The sequence below is a fragment of the Mesorhizobium sp. M8A.F.Ca.ET.218.01.1.1 genome (assembly GCF_004791165.1).
Lineage (GTDB): Bacteria > Pseudomonadota > Alphaproteobacteria > Rhizobiales > Rhizobiaceae > Mesorhizobium.
Map to the genome: position 1 here is coordinate 45,861 of NZ_SRUZ01000008.1, position 17,437 is coordinate 63,297.

The following is a 17,437-nucleotide window of genomic DNA, read 5'->3' on the forward strand; positions in this document are numbered from 1 at the left end:
TCAAATTGATCAGGACAGGTCGATCAGGATTTTCAGTTGGGTCCCGGCTGGATCGAGCAGAGCTTCGAAACCGTCGGACACCGCCTCCGCAAGACGTATGCGCCTGGTGACCACCTTGGAGGCAGGCAACTGTCCCGAACTGATGAGGCGGATGACACGCGGCCATAGATGCGTTGGATAGGCCCAGGAGCCGCGGATATCGACGTCCTTGAATGTGACCTGGAACCAGTCGAGCGGGTTCTCGTGCGGATGCAGGCCGGTTTGCACCACGACACCTTGCTTGCGCACAGCCGCGAGGCAGGCCTTCAGCGCATGCTCGTTGCCGACGCATTCGATGGCGATATCGCAACCGACGCCGCCTTCGCTCGCGGCGCGCACTGCCTCATCCACTTTGTCCCGCTTCGGATTGAGCGTCACCACGCCAGGCAGGATCGAACGCGCCATCTCCAGCCTGGTGTCGTTCAGGTCCGAGATGAACAGTTGCGTCGCGCCCGCGGCGCGCGCGGCCAGCATCGTCAGAATGCCGATCGGTCCGGCGCCGGTGATCAGCACCGAGCTCCCGGCGCTTACCCCACCACGGTCGCAGGCATAGACTGCGACCGCGGTCGGCTCGACCAATGCAGCTTCCTCATCGGACATTTCGTCTGGAATGCGCTCGACATTGTAGTCGTTGAGCAAGGCAGCTTCCGCCATGCCGCCGCCGATCCAGCTCAAACCCGCCAGGGCAAGCTTGTCGGACAGATGGTACAGGCCGCGCGCGGCATAATAGTCTCCCGAGCGCGGCATGATCAGCGGCTGCACGGCCACGCGGTCGCCGACCCAGACCGACGTCACGCCATCGCCGACGGCCTCGATCACGCCGCCGAATTCATGTCCAAGCACCTGCACACCGCTGGCGCCGGTGAACGGATGCGGCTGCGTCGGTATGAAGATCGGCCCGTAACTGTATTCATGGAGGTCAGTGCCGCAGATTCCGACAAACCTGTTGCGGAGAACAACCTGTCCCGGCCCCGGCTTTGCCGGCCTGGGAATGTCCTCGATGCGCAAATCCCTGGCTGCATGAAAGCGCAGGGCCTGCATGCTCCTCGCCGTGGCCGCGAGATTGACCGCGTTCTGTGTCATGGCTTCTCCTCCAAGTTCCATGTGGGTACCTGGAACAGGGAGCAAGCAGCATGCCAACCATGCTGCTGAGTCGGAAATCGTAATAAAATCAGCATCATCTAGCGGTTTCTGCTGTCACAGGCTGTTGCGGCGGTGTTGCGCGCGCCATGGCGCGCCACAGCCGACGCAACACTAATTGGGCGCGTCCAGCCGCAGCCGTTTCATGCGGCGATGCACCGTCGTGCGGTCGACACCCAGACGCCGCGCGGCTTCGGAGATGTTCCAGCCCGCGGCCACGAGAGCGTCCAGCAGGGCCGCACGCTCGTCCTCGGGCGACGGAGCACGCAGGGCGACCAGCCTGGCGGGCGAAGCAAGCGGCGTCAGGTATGGCAATGCGAAGTCGGGCAGGTCGGTGGGCTCGATCATCCCGCCCTCGCAAAGCGTCACCGCCAGATCGATGGCGTTTGCGAGTTCGCGGATGTTGCCGGGCCAGCGGTGACGGATCAGTGCCAGACGCGCCGCGGGCGAGAGCCTCGCCGTCCGGCCGGCGAGGTGGGCGCGCTGATCCACTAGCCGGTCCAGCAACCATTCGAAATCGGTGCGTTCGCGCAGCGCCGGCAAGGTCAGCGAGGCCGCGTTCAGCCGGTATAACAGATCCTCGCGGAAACGTCCCTCTTCGACCAGCTTGCGCAGGTCATGGTGCGAGGCCGAAATGATCTTGATGTCGACCTGTCGCGGCTCGATGGCGCCAACCGGGACCAGTTCGCGTTCGGCGATCACGCGCAGCAGCCGCGATTGCAGGGAGTAGGGCATGTCGCCGATCTCGTCGAGGAACAGCGTGCCGCCGTTCGCACCCTCGATCAGTCCCTTGCGCCCCCTGGCGGCGGCTCCGGTAAAAGCACCGGCGACATGGCCAAAGAGCTCGCTCTCGATCAGATGCTCGGGAATCGCCGCGCAGTTGATGGCGACAAACGGGCCGGGCCGCTGCGCACAATCGTGGATCGCGCGGGCGAGATACTCCTTGCCGGAGCCGGTCTCGCCATGGATCAGGATGGGAATGGTCGTGCGCGCCAGCTTGGCGGCACGCAGTTGCGTGGCGGCCATCGCCGTATCGCCGCCGGAAAGGTCGCCGATCGGCTTCGGCACCGCCTCGGCCGGCGCGCGACGTCCGGTCGTCGGCTGCGGTTCGATGGCGTGCGCGAACAGCGCGCTGCCGCTGCGGCCGAACACCAGCCGCTCCTCGGTCGGGCGGCCGCGTGTCAGGCTCGGCAGATCGTCGACGCTGACATCGAGATAGCGCGAGATAGACTGGCCGATGGGGGAGGGCGAGTGCCGCCAGTCGACGCCTCCGGCCTGCGCCAGAAGCAGCGCTCCGCCACGCGTCGTGCCAAGGATGCGGCCCGAGGCATCGAGGGCGATGGCTGCCTCGGGGTCGACGTCCAGGAATTCCGGCGAACGGGAAAACCGCAGCACCCATTCGGAGTGCATCTGTGCCATCAGATTGGCGAGCTCGATGCGCCGCGCGGAAGCCGTCACCAAATGCAACGCCAGATTCTGGCTGATTTTCGGTTGCGGGGAGCGCAGCAGGGAAATGTCGAGCACGGCGGCGAGCTCGCCATTGGTGTCGAAGATCGGCGCGGCGGTGCAGGAGAGCGGCGTGTGGGTCGTGTCGAAATGATCGGTCTGGTGGATCGTCATCGCCTCGCCGGTGACGATGCAGGAGCCGACACCGCAGGTTCCAGTGCGGCTTTCCGACCATTCGGAGCCGAGATAAAGCCCTGCCGTTCGCAACTGGTCCATGAACAGGGGATCGCCGAGGAAGTCGACGGTGACGCCCTTGGCATTTGCCAGCAGCAGCACATAGTTCTGGCCCGCCACCTGCTTGAAGAGCGTTTCCAGGCCGCTGCGGGCGATCGCGATCAGCCGCTCGGACTGTTCGCGATGTTCGCGCAACTGGGTATCGGGGACGATATAGGCTTCCGTCGGCCGGGCGGGGTCGAGCCGGTGGGTGTCGACACAGCGCAGCCAGGACTTGACCACGACATCGTCGCGCGCCGATGTCCTGCCGGACAGGACCTGCTCTATCTCCCGGATATGCTCCCGTTCACCAGCCACGCGTCCTCCTCCCAAGGCAACGTCCTAGCCTGGCATAGTGGTGCGCCGGCCGCATGGGCTCAACTGTACTATGGTAGCGCGTGGCTTTACCGCGTTATCGCGTGGCGGAGCCGATCTCACGGCTGAGTGAATTCGTGCCGTACCCCATTGACGACCCCGCGAGTTCGCCTTTATGGTCCGCCACCATGAAAACGGCACTCATTCTCGTAGGAAGGCGCGTGGGCAAGGCGGTGTAACCGCCGGGCGAAAACCTCCCATGCGCACCACACAGGCTCCCTCGGGGGCCTTTTTTATTGCCTGAAACACGACTAAACGACCAGCAAACGCCCAAATGGCGACAGTACGGGACCAGACCGATGAGCAACGGACAGAGTGAGCGGCGCGAAATGCCAAGCAGCAGGGAAATGACTGGCGCCGAAATGGTGGTGCAGGCGCTGAAGGACAATGGCGTCAAGCATGTCTTCGGCTATCCGGGCGGCGCGGTTCTCCCGATCTATGACGAGATATTCCAGCAGGACGAGGTCGAACATATTCTCGTGCGCCACGAGCAGGGCGCCGGCCACGCGGCCGAGGGTTATGCGCGGTCGACCGGCAAGGCCGGCGTCATGCTGGTGACATCGGGCCCCGGCGCCACCAATGCGGTGACGCCGCTGCAGGACGCACTGATGGACTCGATCCCGCTGGTCTGTCTGACGGGGCAAGTGCCGACCTCGCTGATCGGTTCGGACGCGTTCCAGGAATGCGATACTGTCGGCATCACGCGGCCCTGCACCAAGCACAACTGGCTTGTGAAGGACGTCAACGAGCTCGCCGCGACCATCCACGAGGCCTTCCATGTCGCCACGACCGGCCGTCCCGGTCCGGTCGTGGTCGACATCCCGAAGGACGTGCAGTTCGCCAAGGGCTTTTATGTCCCGCCGCAGATCGCACCGCGCACCTCCTACCAGCCGAAGGTCCAGGGCGACCTGGAGAAGGTCAAGGCCGCGGTCGAACTGATGGCGAGCGCCAAGAAGCCGATCATCTATTCGGGCGGCGGCGTCATCAATTCCGGTCCGGAAGCGAGCCACCTGCTGCGCGAACTGGTCGACCTCACCGGTTTCCCGATCACCTCGACGCTGATGGGACTCGGCGCCTATCCGGCCTCGGGCAAGAACTGGATGGGCATGCTCGGCATGCACGGTACCTATGAAGCCAACATGGCGATGCATGATTGCGACGTGATGATCTGCATCGGCGCGCGCTTCGACGACCGCATCACCGGCCGGCTGACCGCGTTTTCGCCGAATTCGAAGAAGATTCACATCGACATCGATCCGTCCTCGATCAACAAGAACGTCCACACCGACGTGCCGATCATTGGCGATGTCGGCCGGGTGCTGGAGGATCTGGTGCGGCTGTGGCGGGCGAGCGCCAAGGCCGACAAGAAGGCGCTCTATCCCTGGTGGGAGCAGATCGCCAAATGGCGGGCGCGCGATTCACTCGCCTACAAGATGAACAACGACGTGATCATGCCGCAATACGCCATCCAGCGGCTTTACGCGCTGACCAAGGACATGGACACCTACATCACCACCGAGGTCGGCCAGCACCAGATGTGGGCGGCGCAGCACTATCATTTCGACAAGCCGAACCGCTGGATGACATCGGGTGGTCTCGGCACGATGGGCTACGGCCTGCCGGCCGCGCTCGGCGTGCAGATCGCGCATCCGAACGCGCTGGTGGTCGATATCGCCGGCGACGCCTCGGTGCAGATGACGATGCAGGAGATGAGTGCGGCGGTGCAGTATGACGCGCCGATCAAGATCTTCATCCTCAACAACCAGTATATGGGCATGGTGCGGCAGTGGCAGCAGCTGCTGCACGGCAACCGGCTGTCGCATTCCTATACCGAGGCGATGCCGGACTTCGTCAAGCTGGCCGAAGCCTATGGCGGCCACGGCATACGCTGCGACAAACCGGACGAGCTCGACGATGCGATCAAGGAGATGATCTCGGTCAGGAAGCCGGTGCTGTTCGACTGCCGCGTGGCGACACTCGCCAACTGCTTCCCGATGATCCCTTCGGGCAAGGCGCATAACGAGATGCTGTTGCCCGACGAGGCGACGGATGAAGCGGTGGCCAACGCCATCGACGCCAAGGGCAGGGAACTGGTTTAACCGCAGGCGGAAGCCGTGTTAAAACAGAGAATTAGCTCAAAAGTTTGAAATCGAGATTCACGTCATGAACGCACAGCTTCAGCCCACCGGCTCCGCCTACTTCATCGCCAAGGAAACCGAGAAGCCGGAAACGCACACGCTTTCCGTGCTGGTCGACAACGAGCCGGGCGTGCTCGCCCGGGTCATCGGCCTGTTTTCGGGCCGCGGCTACAACATCGAAAGCCTGACCGTCTCCGAGACCGAGCATGAAAAACATCTCTCGCGCATCACCATCGTGACGCGCGGCACGCCGCATGTGATGGAGCAGATCAAGCATCAGCTCGAACGCATCGTGCCGGTGCACCGCGTGGTCGATCTGACTGTCCGCTCGCACGAGCTCGGCCAGGAGCGGCCGCTGGAGCGGGAACTCGCGCTGGTCAAGGTTGCCGGCACCGGCGAGGCCCGGGTCGAGGCGCTGAGACTCGCCGACGCTTTCCGCGCCAGCGTCATCGACGCCAATACCGAGCATTTCATCTTCGAGATCACCGGCAAGGGCTCCAAGCTCGACCAGTTCATCGCCATCATGAAGCCGCTCGGCCTGGTCGAGATCTGCCGCACCGGCGTGGCGGCGATGAACCGCGGCCCGCAAGGCATGTAGACCGACGTAACCCAGCCGAATTTTCCACGAATGCAGGACTGGCGTGACCAACGGCCGGCACTGGCCTTTGTGCAGCCGTCGGAAAGAGACAAGAGTACTGACGTATCTGGGAGGATATCATGTCCCTCGACGCATTCCTCGCCCTGCTTGTCTACGCCTTGGTGACCTCGATCACGCCAGGGCCGAACAACCTCATGCTGCTGGCCTCCGGCGTCAATTTCGGCATCGCCAGGACAGTGCCGCACATGCTGGGCATCAGCATCGGCTTTCTCGTCCTGTTGCTCGCCGTCGGCTTCGGCCTGGGCGCGGTGCTGACCGCGTTTCCGGCATTGCACACCGGGCTGAAGATCGCCGGTGCCGTCTACCTACTCTACTTGGCCTGGAAGATCGCCATGTCGCGCTCGCTCAGCGGCAAGGGTGAGACCAATGCGCGGCCGATGCGCTTCGTCGATGCGGCGGCTTTCCAATGGGTCAACCCCAAGGCCTGGGTGATGGCCATCACCGCGATGGCCGTCTACACCAATCCGGAACGGCCGTTCCTGTCCGTCATTCTGATTGGCGTGGCTTTTACCGTGGTCAATCTTCCCAGCGTCTCGGTGTGGGCGGGGTTCGGCACGGCGCTGCGTGGTTTCCTGTCGGATGCGGTGCGGCTGAAATGGTTCAACATCGCCATGGGCGTGCTGCTGGCGGCGACGCTTTGGCCGATGCTGCGCTAGGCTACGGCCCGCTCCACCCTTTCGGAGGCTATTTTCGGGGCCAATCGGGCCTTCGGCCCTAAACGATAGCCGGCTGCACAGCTATTGTGCAGTGCACATTAAATCTTCGTAATGCCGTGTTTTGGCCCTTTTCCGACAAACGCCCGTCCTATCTATTCGGCGAAATCGCGGCAGTGAGCCGTGAATTGCGCTAGAATACGACCACCTGGCTATGGCGTGTCGGACGGAGAGGTCTTTTGTCGATGCGTGGAAAAGTCCTTCTTTCATTGCTGGCGATTGCCTGTGCGGGCGCGGCCTGGCTCTATTTGTCGCCGGAAGCGCTGAACAAGGCTCAGCAGCTCATCGGCACAAAGCAGGTCGCCGCGACAGACAAGCCAGCGGCCGACAAGCCGGCAGGCGGCAAACAGGCCAGCGGCGGCAATGGCGGCGCCCGTTCGGCCTCTATCGTTTCGGCGACTGCAACGACAGCTGACTTTCCGATCCGCCGCTATGCCATCGGCTTCGTTTCCTCTCCGGCCGTGGTCAACATCAACGCCCGCGTCTCCAGCCAGATCGTGTCGATCGACGTCAAGGACGGACAGATGGTGAAGACCGGTGACGTGCTGTTTTCACTGGATGACCGCGCCCTGAAAGCGCAACTGGCCAAGGACCAGGCCACGCTTGCCAAGGACCAGGCGCTGCTTGCCAGTTCGAATTCCGATCTTCAGCGCGCCAAGGATCTTGTCGCCAAGCAGGCCGGGACGCAGCAGACCTACGACCAGGCCGTTGCCGCGCAGAAGGCGGCGGCGGCGACCGTCGATGCCGACAAGGCGACGATCGACGCCGACAATGTCCAGCTTGGCTTTGCCACCATTGCCGCGCCAATCTCGGGCAGGTTGGGCGCGGTCAACGTCGCCGTCGGCGATCTCGTCACGGTCAGCAATGGCAACAGCAGCACGGCGACGCCGCTGGTGACCATCACCCAGATGGATCCGCTGCAGGTCAACTTCAATCTGCCGGAACGCGACCTCGCGCTGCTGCACAAGGCGCTTGCCAATCCGCAGCAGAATGCGGTGACGCTGACCCAAAACGGCGACCCGAGGCCGATCGGCAAGGGCACGCTCGATTTCGTCGATTCCAGCGTCGACACCGCGTCGGGCACGATCGCCACGCGGGCCAGCATTCCCAATGCGGATCTTTCCTTGTGGCCGGGCCAATATGTGAACGTCGTGCTTGACGCCGGCATCATGCCGCAGATGACCTCGGTTCCCACCGTCGCGGTCCAGCCCAGCCAGAAGGGGCCGTTCGTCTATGTGGTCAAGCCGGACAACACCGTCCAGATGCGGCCAGTGCAGGTGGCGCTGACCGAGGGCGAAAACAGCGCCATCAGCCAAGGGCTGAAAAGCGGCGAGAAGGTTGTCACCGAAGGCCAGACACGGCTGAAGGACGGCGCCGCGGTGCATGAAGGCAAGGAGGCCGCGCCCAAAGTGGCCCAGGCGACCAATGCCGGCGGGGCGGCCCAATGATCTCCGAATTCTGCATTCGCAGGCCCGTCGCCACGCTCCTGATGTCGTTCGCCCTCGTGCTGGGCGGGCTGTTCGCCTACAAATTCCTGCCGGTCGCGGCACTGCCGAGCGCCGAATTCCCTGTCGTCAACGTCTCGGCATCGCTGCCCGGCGCCTCGCCGGAGACCATGGCGACATCGGTGGCGACGCCGCTGATCAAGCAGTTCGCGACCATCGCCGGCATCGATTCCATTTCGACCACCAACTCGCTCGGCCAGACCTCGATCGCCATCCAGTTCGTCCTCAACCGCGACATCGACGCGGCGGCGGCCGACGTGCAGGCCGCGATCGCGCGCACGCAGAAATCGCTGCCGCCGCAGATGACGTCGCCGCCGAGCTATCGCAAGGTCAATCCGGCCGACGCGCCGATCCTGCTGATGTCGCTGGTCAGCGATACGGTTCCGCTGACCGACCTCGACGCCTTCGCCGAAAACGTCATCTCGCCGTCGCTGTCGACCATCGACGGCGTGGCCCAGGTCTCGATCTTCGGCCAGCAGAAATACGCCGTGCGCATCCAGATCGATCCGACCGCGCTGGCCGCGCGGGGCATCTCGATCGATCAGCTGCAGGCGGCTGTGGCTTCGGCCAACAGCAACACGCCGCTCGGCGTGCTGCAGAACAACAAGCAGCAGCTGACCATTACCGCCAACACGCAGCTTACCAACGCGGCCGGCTTCTCCAACCTCATCATCGCCACCAAGAACGGTCATCCGGTGCGACTGGGCGAGGTGACCCGCGTCGTCGATTCGGTGCAGACGACCACGACCGCAAGCTGGTACGACGGCACCCGCGCCATCATCATGGCGGTGCAGCGCCAACCCGACGCGAACACGGTCGACGTCGTCGACCGGGTCAAGGCGATGCTGCCGTCCTTCCAGGACCAGATGCCGGCCGCCGCCCAGATCAAGCTGCTCAACGACCGCTCGACCTCGATCCGTCAGGCCGTCGACGACGTGCAGTTCACGCTGCTGTTGACTATCGCGCTGGTGGTCATGGTGATCTTCGTGTTCCTGCGCCGCGTCACGGCCACCATCATCCCGGCCGTGGCGGTGCCGATCTCGCTGATCGCCACGCTCGGCGCGATGTTCCTGTTCGGCTTTTCCATCGACAACATCTCGCTGATGGGCCTGACGCTCGCCGTCGGCCTCGTCGTCGACGATGCCATCGTGATGCTGGAAAACATCTTCCGCCACATGGAGGAGGACGGGCTGTCGGCCTTCGACGCGTCGCTGAAGGGCGCGCGCGAGATCGGCTTCACCATCATTTCGATCTCGATCTCGCTGGTGGCGGTGTTCATCCCGGTGCTCCTGATGGGCGGCGTGATCGGTCGCATCTTCAACGAATTCGCCGTAGTGGTGACCGTCGCCATCCTGGCTTCCATGTTCGTGTCGCTGACATTGACGCCGATGCTGTGCTCGCGGCTGCTGTCGGTGACCAAGGCCGACCGCGAGGCGCATGGCGCCGGCCACAAGCGCGATCTCATCACGCGCGGCTATGACCGGATCCTGAGCTTCTGCCTGCGGCACACCTTCCTTGTGTTCCTCGTCTTCGTCGGCACCGCGGCAGCCTCGGTGTGGCTGATCGAGGTCTCGCCGAAGGGCTTCTTTCCGCAGGAGGATATCGGCCAGATATCGGTGACCACCATCGCGCGCCAGGACATTTCGTTCGACGCCATGGCCAAGCTGCAAGGGCAGGTGGCCAGCGTGTTCTCGAAATCACCCTATGTCGACCATGTCGCGTGGTCGGCGGGCAGCGGCAACAATGCGCTCAACCAGGGACAGCTCTTCGTCCAGCTCAAGGGCAAGGACCAGCGTCCCGATATCGAGAAGGTGCTTGCGGATTTGCGCAAGCAGCTGGCCGGCGTTGCGGGCATCGAAACCTACATGCAGCCGGTGCAGAATCTGAGACTGGGTTCGCGGTCGTCGGCCAGTGCCTACCAGCTGGTGGTTCAGGGCCTCGATACCGGCCTGACCGATATCTGGGCTCAGAAGATGAATGACGCTATGGCGGCCGACCACGCTAACTTCGCCGATGTCACCAGCGACCTGCAGAACAACGCTCTGCAGGCGGCGCTGGTGGTGGACCGCGACAAGGCCGCCCAACTCGGCATCGACACCGACACGCTGCGCTCAGCGCTTTATGGCGGGTTCGGCACCGACCAGGTTTCGACGATCTTCGGCTCGGCCGACAGCTACGAAGTCATCACCGAACTCGATCCCAAGATCGAATGGTCGCCCGAGCGGATGCTCGCCATCCAGATGCGGACGGCGAGCGGAAGCCTGGTCCCGCTCGGCGCTTTCGCCCGCGTCGACCGCACGGCTGGTGCCCTGACGGTCAACCAGCTCGGCCAGCTTCCGGCCGTCACCGTCTCCTACAATTTGCCGCAGGGCGTCTCGCTCGGCGACAGCGTGAAACGCATCGACCAGCTCAAGGCGCAGATCGGCATGCCGGCGGCGATCTCGACCACCTTCGCCGGCACGGCCAAGACCTTCCAGGATTCGCTCGCCAACCAGGGCCTGCTGGTCGGTGGTGCCATCCTGACCATCTATATCGTGCTCGGCATTCTGTACGAGAGCTTCATCCACCCGCTCACCATCTTGACCGGCCTGCCGTCGGCTGTGCTCGGGGCGGTCGTTGCCTTGCGCTTCGCCGGCATGGATCTGTCCGTCATCGCGGTGATCGGCATCCTGATGCTGATCGGCATCGTCAAGAAGAACGGCATCATGATGGTCGATGTCGCGCTTGAACTGCGGCGAGAAGGCATGTCGGCCACGGACTCCATCCACAAGGCCTGCCTGATGCGGTTCAGGCCGATCATGATGACGACGCTGGCAGCACTCATGGGCACGTTCCCGATCGCGCTCGGCACCGGCGCCAGCGCGGAACTGCGCCAGCCGCTGGGCGTCGCCGTCGTCGGCGGCTTGCTCGCATCGCAGGCGCTGACCTTGTTCGTGACGCCGGTCATCTACGTCTACATGGAGAATTTCTCGGGCTGGCTGGCCGGGCTCATGCCGAAGCGCAAAGCCGAGCTGCATGTGGTCGAAGATGCCGATCAGCCCTCGCTGTTCGGCACCAATGACGACATCCCGGGCGAGCCGCAGAAGACGGCCGCCGAGTAGCAGACGGACAAAGCTCCGGTCCGGTTGGCCCAAGCCATGGAGCTTGCGGCCGGCGGGTCGGAACCGTAATTTGCCGTCATGTCCCACGATCATGATCACGACAACGAACTCGATCCGTTTGCCGCGCGGGTTCGGGCGCTCGAAACTATCCTGACCCGCAAGGGGCTGATCGATCCAGCCGCGATCGACGTCATCGTCGACACCTACGAGACCAAGATCGGTCCACGCAACGGCGCCAGGGTGGTGGCGAAGGCCTGGAACGATCCCGCTTTTGCCGAGTGGCTGAAGCGCGATGCGACGGCGGCGATCGAGTCGCTGAGCTATACCGGCCGGCAGGGCGAACACATGCAGGCGGTGTTCAACACCGGGGACACCCACAACCTCGTCGTCTGCACGCTGTGCTCCTGTTACCCGTGGTCGGTGCTTGGCTTGCCGCCGGTTTGGTACAAGGCGCCGCCCTATCGGTCGCGCGCGGTGATCGATCCGCGCGGCGTGCTCGAGGAATTCGGGCTCTCCCTGCCCGCCGAGACGAAGATACGCGTCTGGGATTCGACGGCGGAACTGCGCTATCTCGTCGTGCCGACGCGGCCGGAAGGCACCGAGGGCTGGAGCGAAGAGCGGCTGGCCGAGCTGGCAAGCCGCGATGCGATGATCGGCACCGCGCTGGCCCACGGGCCGGATAAGGGGGTGCCCGCATGAACGGCCCCCAGGATCTTGGAGGACAGATGGGGTTCGGCCCGGTCGCCCCGGAGAAGAACGAGCCTTATTTCCATGCCAACTGGGAGCGACGCGCGCTTGGCGTGACGCTGTGCGCCGGCGCCATGGGCGCCTGGAACATCGACGAGAGCCGGCATGCGCGGGAATCGCTGCATCCGGCCGACTACTACGGCTCCAGCTACTACCAGATCTGGATCAAGGCGCTGGAGACCTTGCTCAAGCGGCACGGCTTCGTCAGCGAGCGCGACCTCAGGGCAGCCGACGCGGTCGATCCGGCGGCGACGCCCAAAAGAGTGCTGAAGGCGGAAAATGTCCCGGCCGTGCTGGCCAAGGGCGGCCCGTGCGACCGGCCGGTCGAGACCGCGCCGCGCTTCAAGGCTGGTGATCCGGTGCGGACCAGAAACTTCAACCCGACCGGCCATACCAGACTGCCGCGCTATGCACGCGACAAGCAGGGCACGATCGAGGCGGTGCGCGACGGCTTCGTCTTTCCCGACAGCAATGCTCACGGGCAAGGCGAGAACCCGCAGTGGGTCTACACCGTGGTCTTCGACGGGAGCGAGATCTGGGGCGAGGGCGCCGACCCGACATTGACCGTCTCGATCGACGCTTGGGAGAGCTATCTTGAGCCGGCCTGAAGCGAAGGGGTCCGCCGCCGGTTTGCCCGCTGGCCTCGACGCACCGGTGTTTGCCGAACCCTGGCAGGCCGAAGCCTTCGCCATGACGGTGGCGCTGCACGACAAGGGCCTGTTTTCGTGGGGCGAATGGGCGGATGCCCTATCGGCCGAGGTGAAGAAGCCAGGTGCCGCGGCGGACGGCCATGATTATTACGAGCATTGGCTGGCGGCGCTGGAAAACCTGCTGGCGTCGAAGGGGCTGGCCGCCAAGCCTGATGTCGATGCGATGGCGCAGGCCTGGGAACGCGCCGCTCATGCCACGCCACATGGCAAGCCGATCCTGCTGGAGAACGATCCGCGCGCTGCCAACTGAGGTGCACGGTCACCCTTTTCGTTCCCTTTACGTTCTTGGCTGCGGCTGATAGCCTGAACCGCAGGGGAGTTCGCCATCGGCTGTGTCGTTGATGATGGCGGGTATCTTGTCTTTGCCTCGCGAATCCGGTCACACGATCAGATGGAATTTTCACCACAACAGGACGAGGCCTTGCAAGCGGTCGCCCGTTGGCTGCAGGCCGGCAAGCCGCAATTGTTCCGGCTGTTCGGCTATGCCGGCACCGGCAAGACGACGCTGGCGCGCTATTTCGCCGAGCATGTCGACGGCCAGGTGCAGTTCGCCGCCTTCACCGGCAAGGCGGCGCAGGTGCTGCGCTCCAAGGGCGCGGTCAACGCGCGCACCATCCATTCGCTGATCTACCGGCCCAAGGGCGAGGAATCGGTGGCCGACGAGGTGACCGGCAAGACCTCGATGTCGCCGACCTTTTCGCTCAACCGGCAAAGCCCGATCTCGCGCGCCAAACTGGTCGTCATCGACGAATGCTCGATGGTCGACGAGCAGCTTGGCCGCGACCTGATGAGTTTCGGCACGCCGATCCTGGTGCTGGGCGATCCCGGCCAGTTGCCGCCGATCTCGGGCGGCGGCTTCTTCACCGACCATGAGCCGGACTTTTTGCTGACCGAAATCCACCGGCAGGCGCGCGACAATCCGATCCTGCGGCTGGCGCTCGATGTGCGCGAGGGCCGCGAATTCATGCGCGGCGACTATGGCACCGCGCAGGTGATCGGCAAGGAAGACGTCAACCAGGAACTGGTGCTGAAAGCGGACCAGGTTCTGGTCGGCACCAACCGCACGCGCCGGCGCTACAACCAGCGCCTGCGCGAACTGAAGGGCTTCAATGCCGATTACCCACAAGCGGGCGACAAGCTGGTCTGCCTGCGCAACGATCCCGCCAAGGGCCTGCTCAACGGTTCGCTCTGGAAGGTGATGACCTCGTCGCGCGAGACGGTGAAGCCCGGCATCAACCTTCTGGTGTCGCCCGAAGAGGACGATCCGGATCGCGGTGTCGCCAAGATCAAGCTGCTCAAGGCGGCGTTCGAGGATCCGGATGCCGATATCCCCTGGCAGCAGAAGAAGCGCTTCGACGATTTCGACTACGGCTATGCGCTGACGGTGCACAAGGCGCAAGGTTCGCAGTGGAACGAGATCGTGCTGTTCGACGAGAGCTGGGCCTTCAAGGAAACACGCCAGCGCTGGCTTTATACAGCCATCACCCGGGCCGCCGAACGGCTGACCATCGTCAGATAGAAGGGGTCGGCGGCAGCCGGGAGAATCGTTTCATTTTCTTTCTGGAGCGGCGGTCGCCTCTTCGCCCGTCGGCCGCGCCGCGAGCCACTCCCAGGCAGCAGCTTCCTCCTCGATCTTGAAATGCCTGAATTCGACAGGCGACGAAGCGGGCAAGGCGTGTCGTGCGTTCGGCGTCCAGTCAGGCGCGCCGATCGCCGCGCAACGGCCAATATGCTCCAATGCGTGGACGGCACCCTTCTTGATGGTCTCATCGGAGATGTCGGCCCAGTCGACGCCCTCGTGATCGACTATGCGCACGGCGACGTCGATTCTCGGATGGAGCGCATAGGCCGCCTCCAGCAGGCCGAACAGGTTCTCGGCATCGGCGGCCGAGACATGGCCGACCACATCGAAGGCAAGGAGGTCGTCGCGGCTGGTGTCGATGCGGCGGATCGCCGGCACGGATTGGAGGAAATTCAAGGTGGTGCCTCCCTTTCACGGAATATGTTGGTCTTCTGGAACACCGGAAAGGCCCTATCTGTTCCCGTCAAAGACGCTATAGATGCGCTGTTTCAAATGCGCCGTGCCGGAACGAATGAGCGTGGCGCGCCTCAATCGACTGTTTTCACGGACGCCAAGCCCATGCCCGCCAAGCTTTCCGTCAACCTCAACGCCATCGCCATGCTGCGCAACCGGCGCGACCTGCCATGGCCCGATGTGATCGGCGTCGGCCGCCTTGCCCTTGCCGCCGGAGCGCATGGGCTGACAGTGCATCCGCGCCCCGACGAACGTCACACAAGGCATTCCGACCTGCCCCTGATCAGGGCGCTGATCGACGATGAGTTTCCGCAGGCGGAATTCAATATCGAGGGCTACCCAAGTGAGGATTTCCTGGCGCTTGTGGAGAAGAATCAGCCCGAACAGGTGACGCTGGTTCCCGACGATCCGGCACAGGCAACCTCCGATCACGGCTGGAACTTCATCGCCGATGCGGCGTTCCTGATGCCTGTTGTCAAGCGTCTGAAGAAGGGCGGTTTCAGGGTCTCGCTGTTTTCCGACGCGGATCCCACCGGCATAGGGGCCGCTCGCGATACGGGCGCCGATCGTATTGAACTCTATACCGGCCCTTATGGCAGCTACTATTCCGACTCCGGTAAGGCGGCCAAAGAATTGGAAAGATTGGGGAAAACCGCTGACGCGGCATTAGCCGCCGGCCTCCAGGTCAACGCCGGACACGACCTGACGGTGGCCAATCTGCCCGCGCTGGCAAGGCGTGTTCCGGCATTGGCCGAAGTGTCGATCGGACATGGGTTGACAGCCGACGCGTTGGAGTATGGCATGGCCGGCACGGTGGGTCGGTTTCTCAGAGCCTGCGGCTGGTAGGGTTAGGGCTTCGCTTTGCAGGTATGGCAGCCATAGCGTGCAATTGACACCGCATCGCAGCATGCATAGAGCACCGCGCGCCTGTCGGAGAGTGGTCGATGGCCCTTGCCAATAGCGGGAGCGAGGCTGAATCCGTCGAGCAATCGAGCCATTCCGAGGTTGAGCAGCACAGCACCAAGGTTCTGATGCTGGGCGCGCTCGGCGTCGTCTATGGCGATATAGGCACAAGTCCGATCTACGCCTTTCGCGAGGCGCTTCACGCTTCGCCCGGCATCGATACGCGCGTTCACGTGCTTGGCGTTTTGTCGCTGATTGTCTGGGCGCTGACGATCATCGTCACCATCAAATACGTCGCCTTCGTGCTTCGTGCCGACAACAAGGGCGAAGGCGGCACGCTGTCGCTGATGTCGCTGGCACGCAGCGCCTATCCCAAGGGCGCTCGACTGATCCTCGTGATCGGCCTTTGCGGCGCGGCGCTGTTTTTCGGCGATTCGATCATAACGCCGGCCATCTCGGTGCTGTCGGCGGTCGAAGGCCTGACGGTGGTGACCCCGGCGCTGGACGCCTATGTCGTGCCGATCACGCTGGTCATCCTTGCCATCCTGTTCTCCGTGCAGCGCTTCGGCACGGGAAAGGTAGCGGCGGTGTTCGGGCCGGTGACGGCGCTGTGGTTCCTGGCGATCGGCGTCGCGGGCATTTATCACTTGATGGATGATCCATCGATCCTGCTGGCCATCAATCCCTATTACGCGGTTGCCTATCTGGCCAGCACACCCACCGCCGCCTTCGTCACTGTCGGCGCGGTGTTCCTGGCCGTGACCGGGGCCGAGGCGCTTTATGTCGATCTCGGCCATTTCGGACGCAAGCCGATCGTGCTGGCATGGTTTTCCGTGGTGTTTCCCTGCCTGCTGCTCAACTATTTCGGGCAGGGCGCCTTTGTGCTCGCCAATGATGGAAAACCGACCAATCCGTTCTTCCAGATGCTGCCTGACTGGGCGCTGATGCCGATGGTGGGACTGGCAACGGCGGCGACCGTCATTGCCAGTCAGGCGGTCATTTCAGGGGCTTTTTCACTGACCCGCCAGGCGGTGCAGCTCAACCTTCTGCCACGCATCGAGGTGCAACATACCTCGGAAATGCAGTCCGGGCAGATCTACATGCCGCGCGTCAACCTGCTCATCGCGATGGGCGTGATGCTGCTGGTGGTCGGTTTCGGCAGTTCGAGTTCGCTGGCTTCCGCCTACGGCATCTCGGTGACCGGCGAAATGCTGATGACGACGATCCTGCTGTTCGTGGTGATGCGCAAGATGTGGAAATGGAAGCTGGCGCTCGCCCTGGCGCTGACTTTGCTGTTCGGCATTATCGACAGCGGCTTCTTCCTGGCCAATGTCGTGAAGATCGTTGAAGGCGGCTGGGTCTCGATCACCGTTGCGAGCCTGATGGGGCTGATCATGTGGACGTGGATACGCGGCAGCCGCTATCTCTTCGACAAGACCCGCCGCAACGAGATCCCGCTCGATTTCCTCGCCGGCAACCTGTTGAAGAAAAAGCCGCAGCTGGTCTCGGGCACCGCCGTGTTCCTAACCAGCGATCCCTTGAGCGCACCGACCGCGCTGATGCACAGCCTGAAGCATTACAAGGTGCTGCACGAGCAGAACGTCATCCTCTCGGTGGTCACCGCACCGCAGCCGGTGGTGCCCGACAGCGAGCG

Annotated in this window: 14 protein-coding genes; 11 read left to right on the top strand and 3 right to left on the bottom strand. The window is 63.6% G+C overall.

Annotated elements, in window-relative coordinates; all coding sequences use genetic code 11:
• Nucleotides 1-9: 9 nt before the first annotated feature.
• Together EN861_RS26285 and EN861_RS26290 are read right to left on the bottom strand one after the other, a co-directional pair.
• The gene (locus EN861_RS26285; protein ID WP_135866879.1) at nt 10-1,080 is read right to left on the bottom strand and encodes a 2,3-butanediol dehydrogenase; all 1,071 of its coding nucleotides are present in this window, start codon (nt 1,078-1,080) and stop codon (nt 10-12) included.
• 213 nt (nt 1,081-1,293) lie between these two features.
• Entirely contained in the window at nt 1,294-3,216 is a 1,923-nt protein-coding gene (locus EN861_RS26290; protein ID WP_127278512.1) for a sigma-54-dependent Fis family transcriptional regulator, read from the bottom strand.
• 356 nt (nt 3,217-3,572) lie between these two features.
• Here EN861_RS26290 and EN861_RS26295 point away from each other — a divergent pair, with 356 nt between their 5' ends.
• The 9 genes from EN861_RS26295 (at nt 3,573) to EN861_RS26335 (ending at nt 14,364) form a co-directional block, all read left to right on the top strand.
• Nucleotides 3,573-5,372, top strand: a complete 1,800-nt coding sequence (locus EN861_RS26295) for an acetolactate synthase 3 large subunit (RefSeq protein WP_127278511.1) — start codon at nt 3,573-3,575, stop codon at nt 5,370-5,372.
• Between the two features lie 64 nt (nt 5,373-5,436).
• Entirely contained in the window at nt 5,437-6,009 is a 573-nt protein-coding gene (gene ilvN / locus EN861_RS26300) for an acetolactate synthase small subunit (protein ID WP_027051201.1), read from the top strand.
• 119 nt (nt 6,010-6,128) lie between these two features.
• The gene (locus EN861_RS26305) at nt 6,129-6,725 is read left to right on the top strand and encodes a LysE family translocator (protein WP_135866506.1); all 597 of its coding nucleotides are present in this window, start codon (nt 6,129-6,131) and stop codon (nt 6,723-6,725) included.
• 242 nt (nt 6,726-6,967) lie between these two features.
• The gene (locus tag EN861_RS26310) at nt 6,968-8,230 is read left to right on the top strand and encodes an efflux RND transporter periplasmic adaptor subunit (protein WP_135866508.1); all 1,263 of its coding nucleotides are present in this window, start codon (nt 6,968-6,970) and stop codon (nt 8,228-8,230) included.
• Entirely contained in the window at nt 8,227-11,388 is a 3,162-nt protein-coding gene (locus EN861_RS26315; RefSeq protein ID WP_135866510.1) for an efflux RND transporter permease subunit, read from the top strand. Before EN861_RS26310 ends, EN861_RS26315 begins: the two co-directional genes overlap by 4 nt.
• 78 nt (nt 11,389-11,466) lie before the next feature.
• Entirely contained in the window at nt 11,467-12,087 is a 621-nt protein-coding gene (gene nthA / locus EN861_RS26320; protein WP_135866512.1) for a nitrile hydratase subunit alpha, read from the top strand.
• The gene (gene nthB / locus EN861_RS26325; RefSeq protein WP_127871619.1) at nt 12,084-12,743 is read left to right on the top strand and encodes a nitrile hydratase subunit beta; all 660 of its coding nucleotides are present in this window, start codon (nt 12,084-12,086) and stop codon (nt 12,741-12,743) included. Before nthA ends, nthB begins: the two co-directional genes overlap by 4 nt.
• Entirely contained in the window at nt 12,730-13,095 is a 366-nt protein-coding gene (locus EN861_RS26330; RefSeq protein ID WP_189343737.1) for a nitrile hydratase accessory protein, read from the top strand. The genes nthB and EN861_RS26330 overlap by 14 nt, the downstream gene beginning before the upstream one ends.
• A 141-nt stretch (nt 13,096-13,236) precedes the next feature.
• On the top strand, nt 13,237-14,364 hold the full coding sequence (locus tag EN861_RS26335; RefSeq protein ID WP_135866514.1) for an ATP-dependent RecD-like DNA helicase: 1,128 nt from the start codon (nt 13,237-13,239) through the stop codon (nt 14,362-14,364).
• A gap of 30 nt (nt 14,365-14,394) precedes the next feature.
• Here the strand turns inward: EN861_RS26335 and EN861_RS26340 are convergent, their stop codons facing one another.
• Nucleotides 14,395-14,823, bottom strand: coding sequence for an STAS/SEC14 domain-containing protein (locus tag EN861_RS26340; RefSeq protein WP_127280159.1), 429 nt, complete (start codon nt 14,821-14,823; stop codon nt 14,395-14,397).
• Between the two features lie 162 nt (nt 14,824-14,985).
• On the opposite strand from EN861_RS26340, the gene EN861_RS26345 reads away from it, so the two are divergent.
• Nucleotides 14,986-15,726, top strand: coding sequence for a pyridoxine 5'-phosphate synthase (locus tag EN861_RS26345; RefSeq protein WP_135866883.1), 741 nt, complete (start codon nt 14,986-14,988; stop codon nt 15,724-15,726).
• Between the two features lie 98 nt (nt 15,727-15,824).
• The coding region (locus tag EN861_RS26350) for a potassium transporter Kup (protein ID WP_135866885.1) at nt 15,825-17,437 on the top strand (1,613 nt) is incomplete at its 3' end.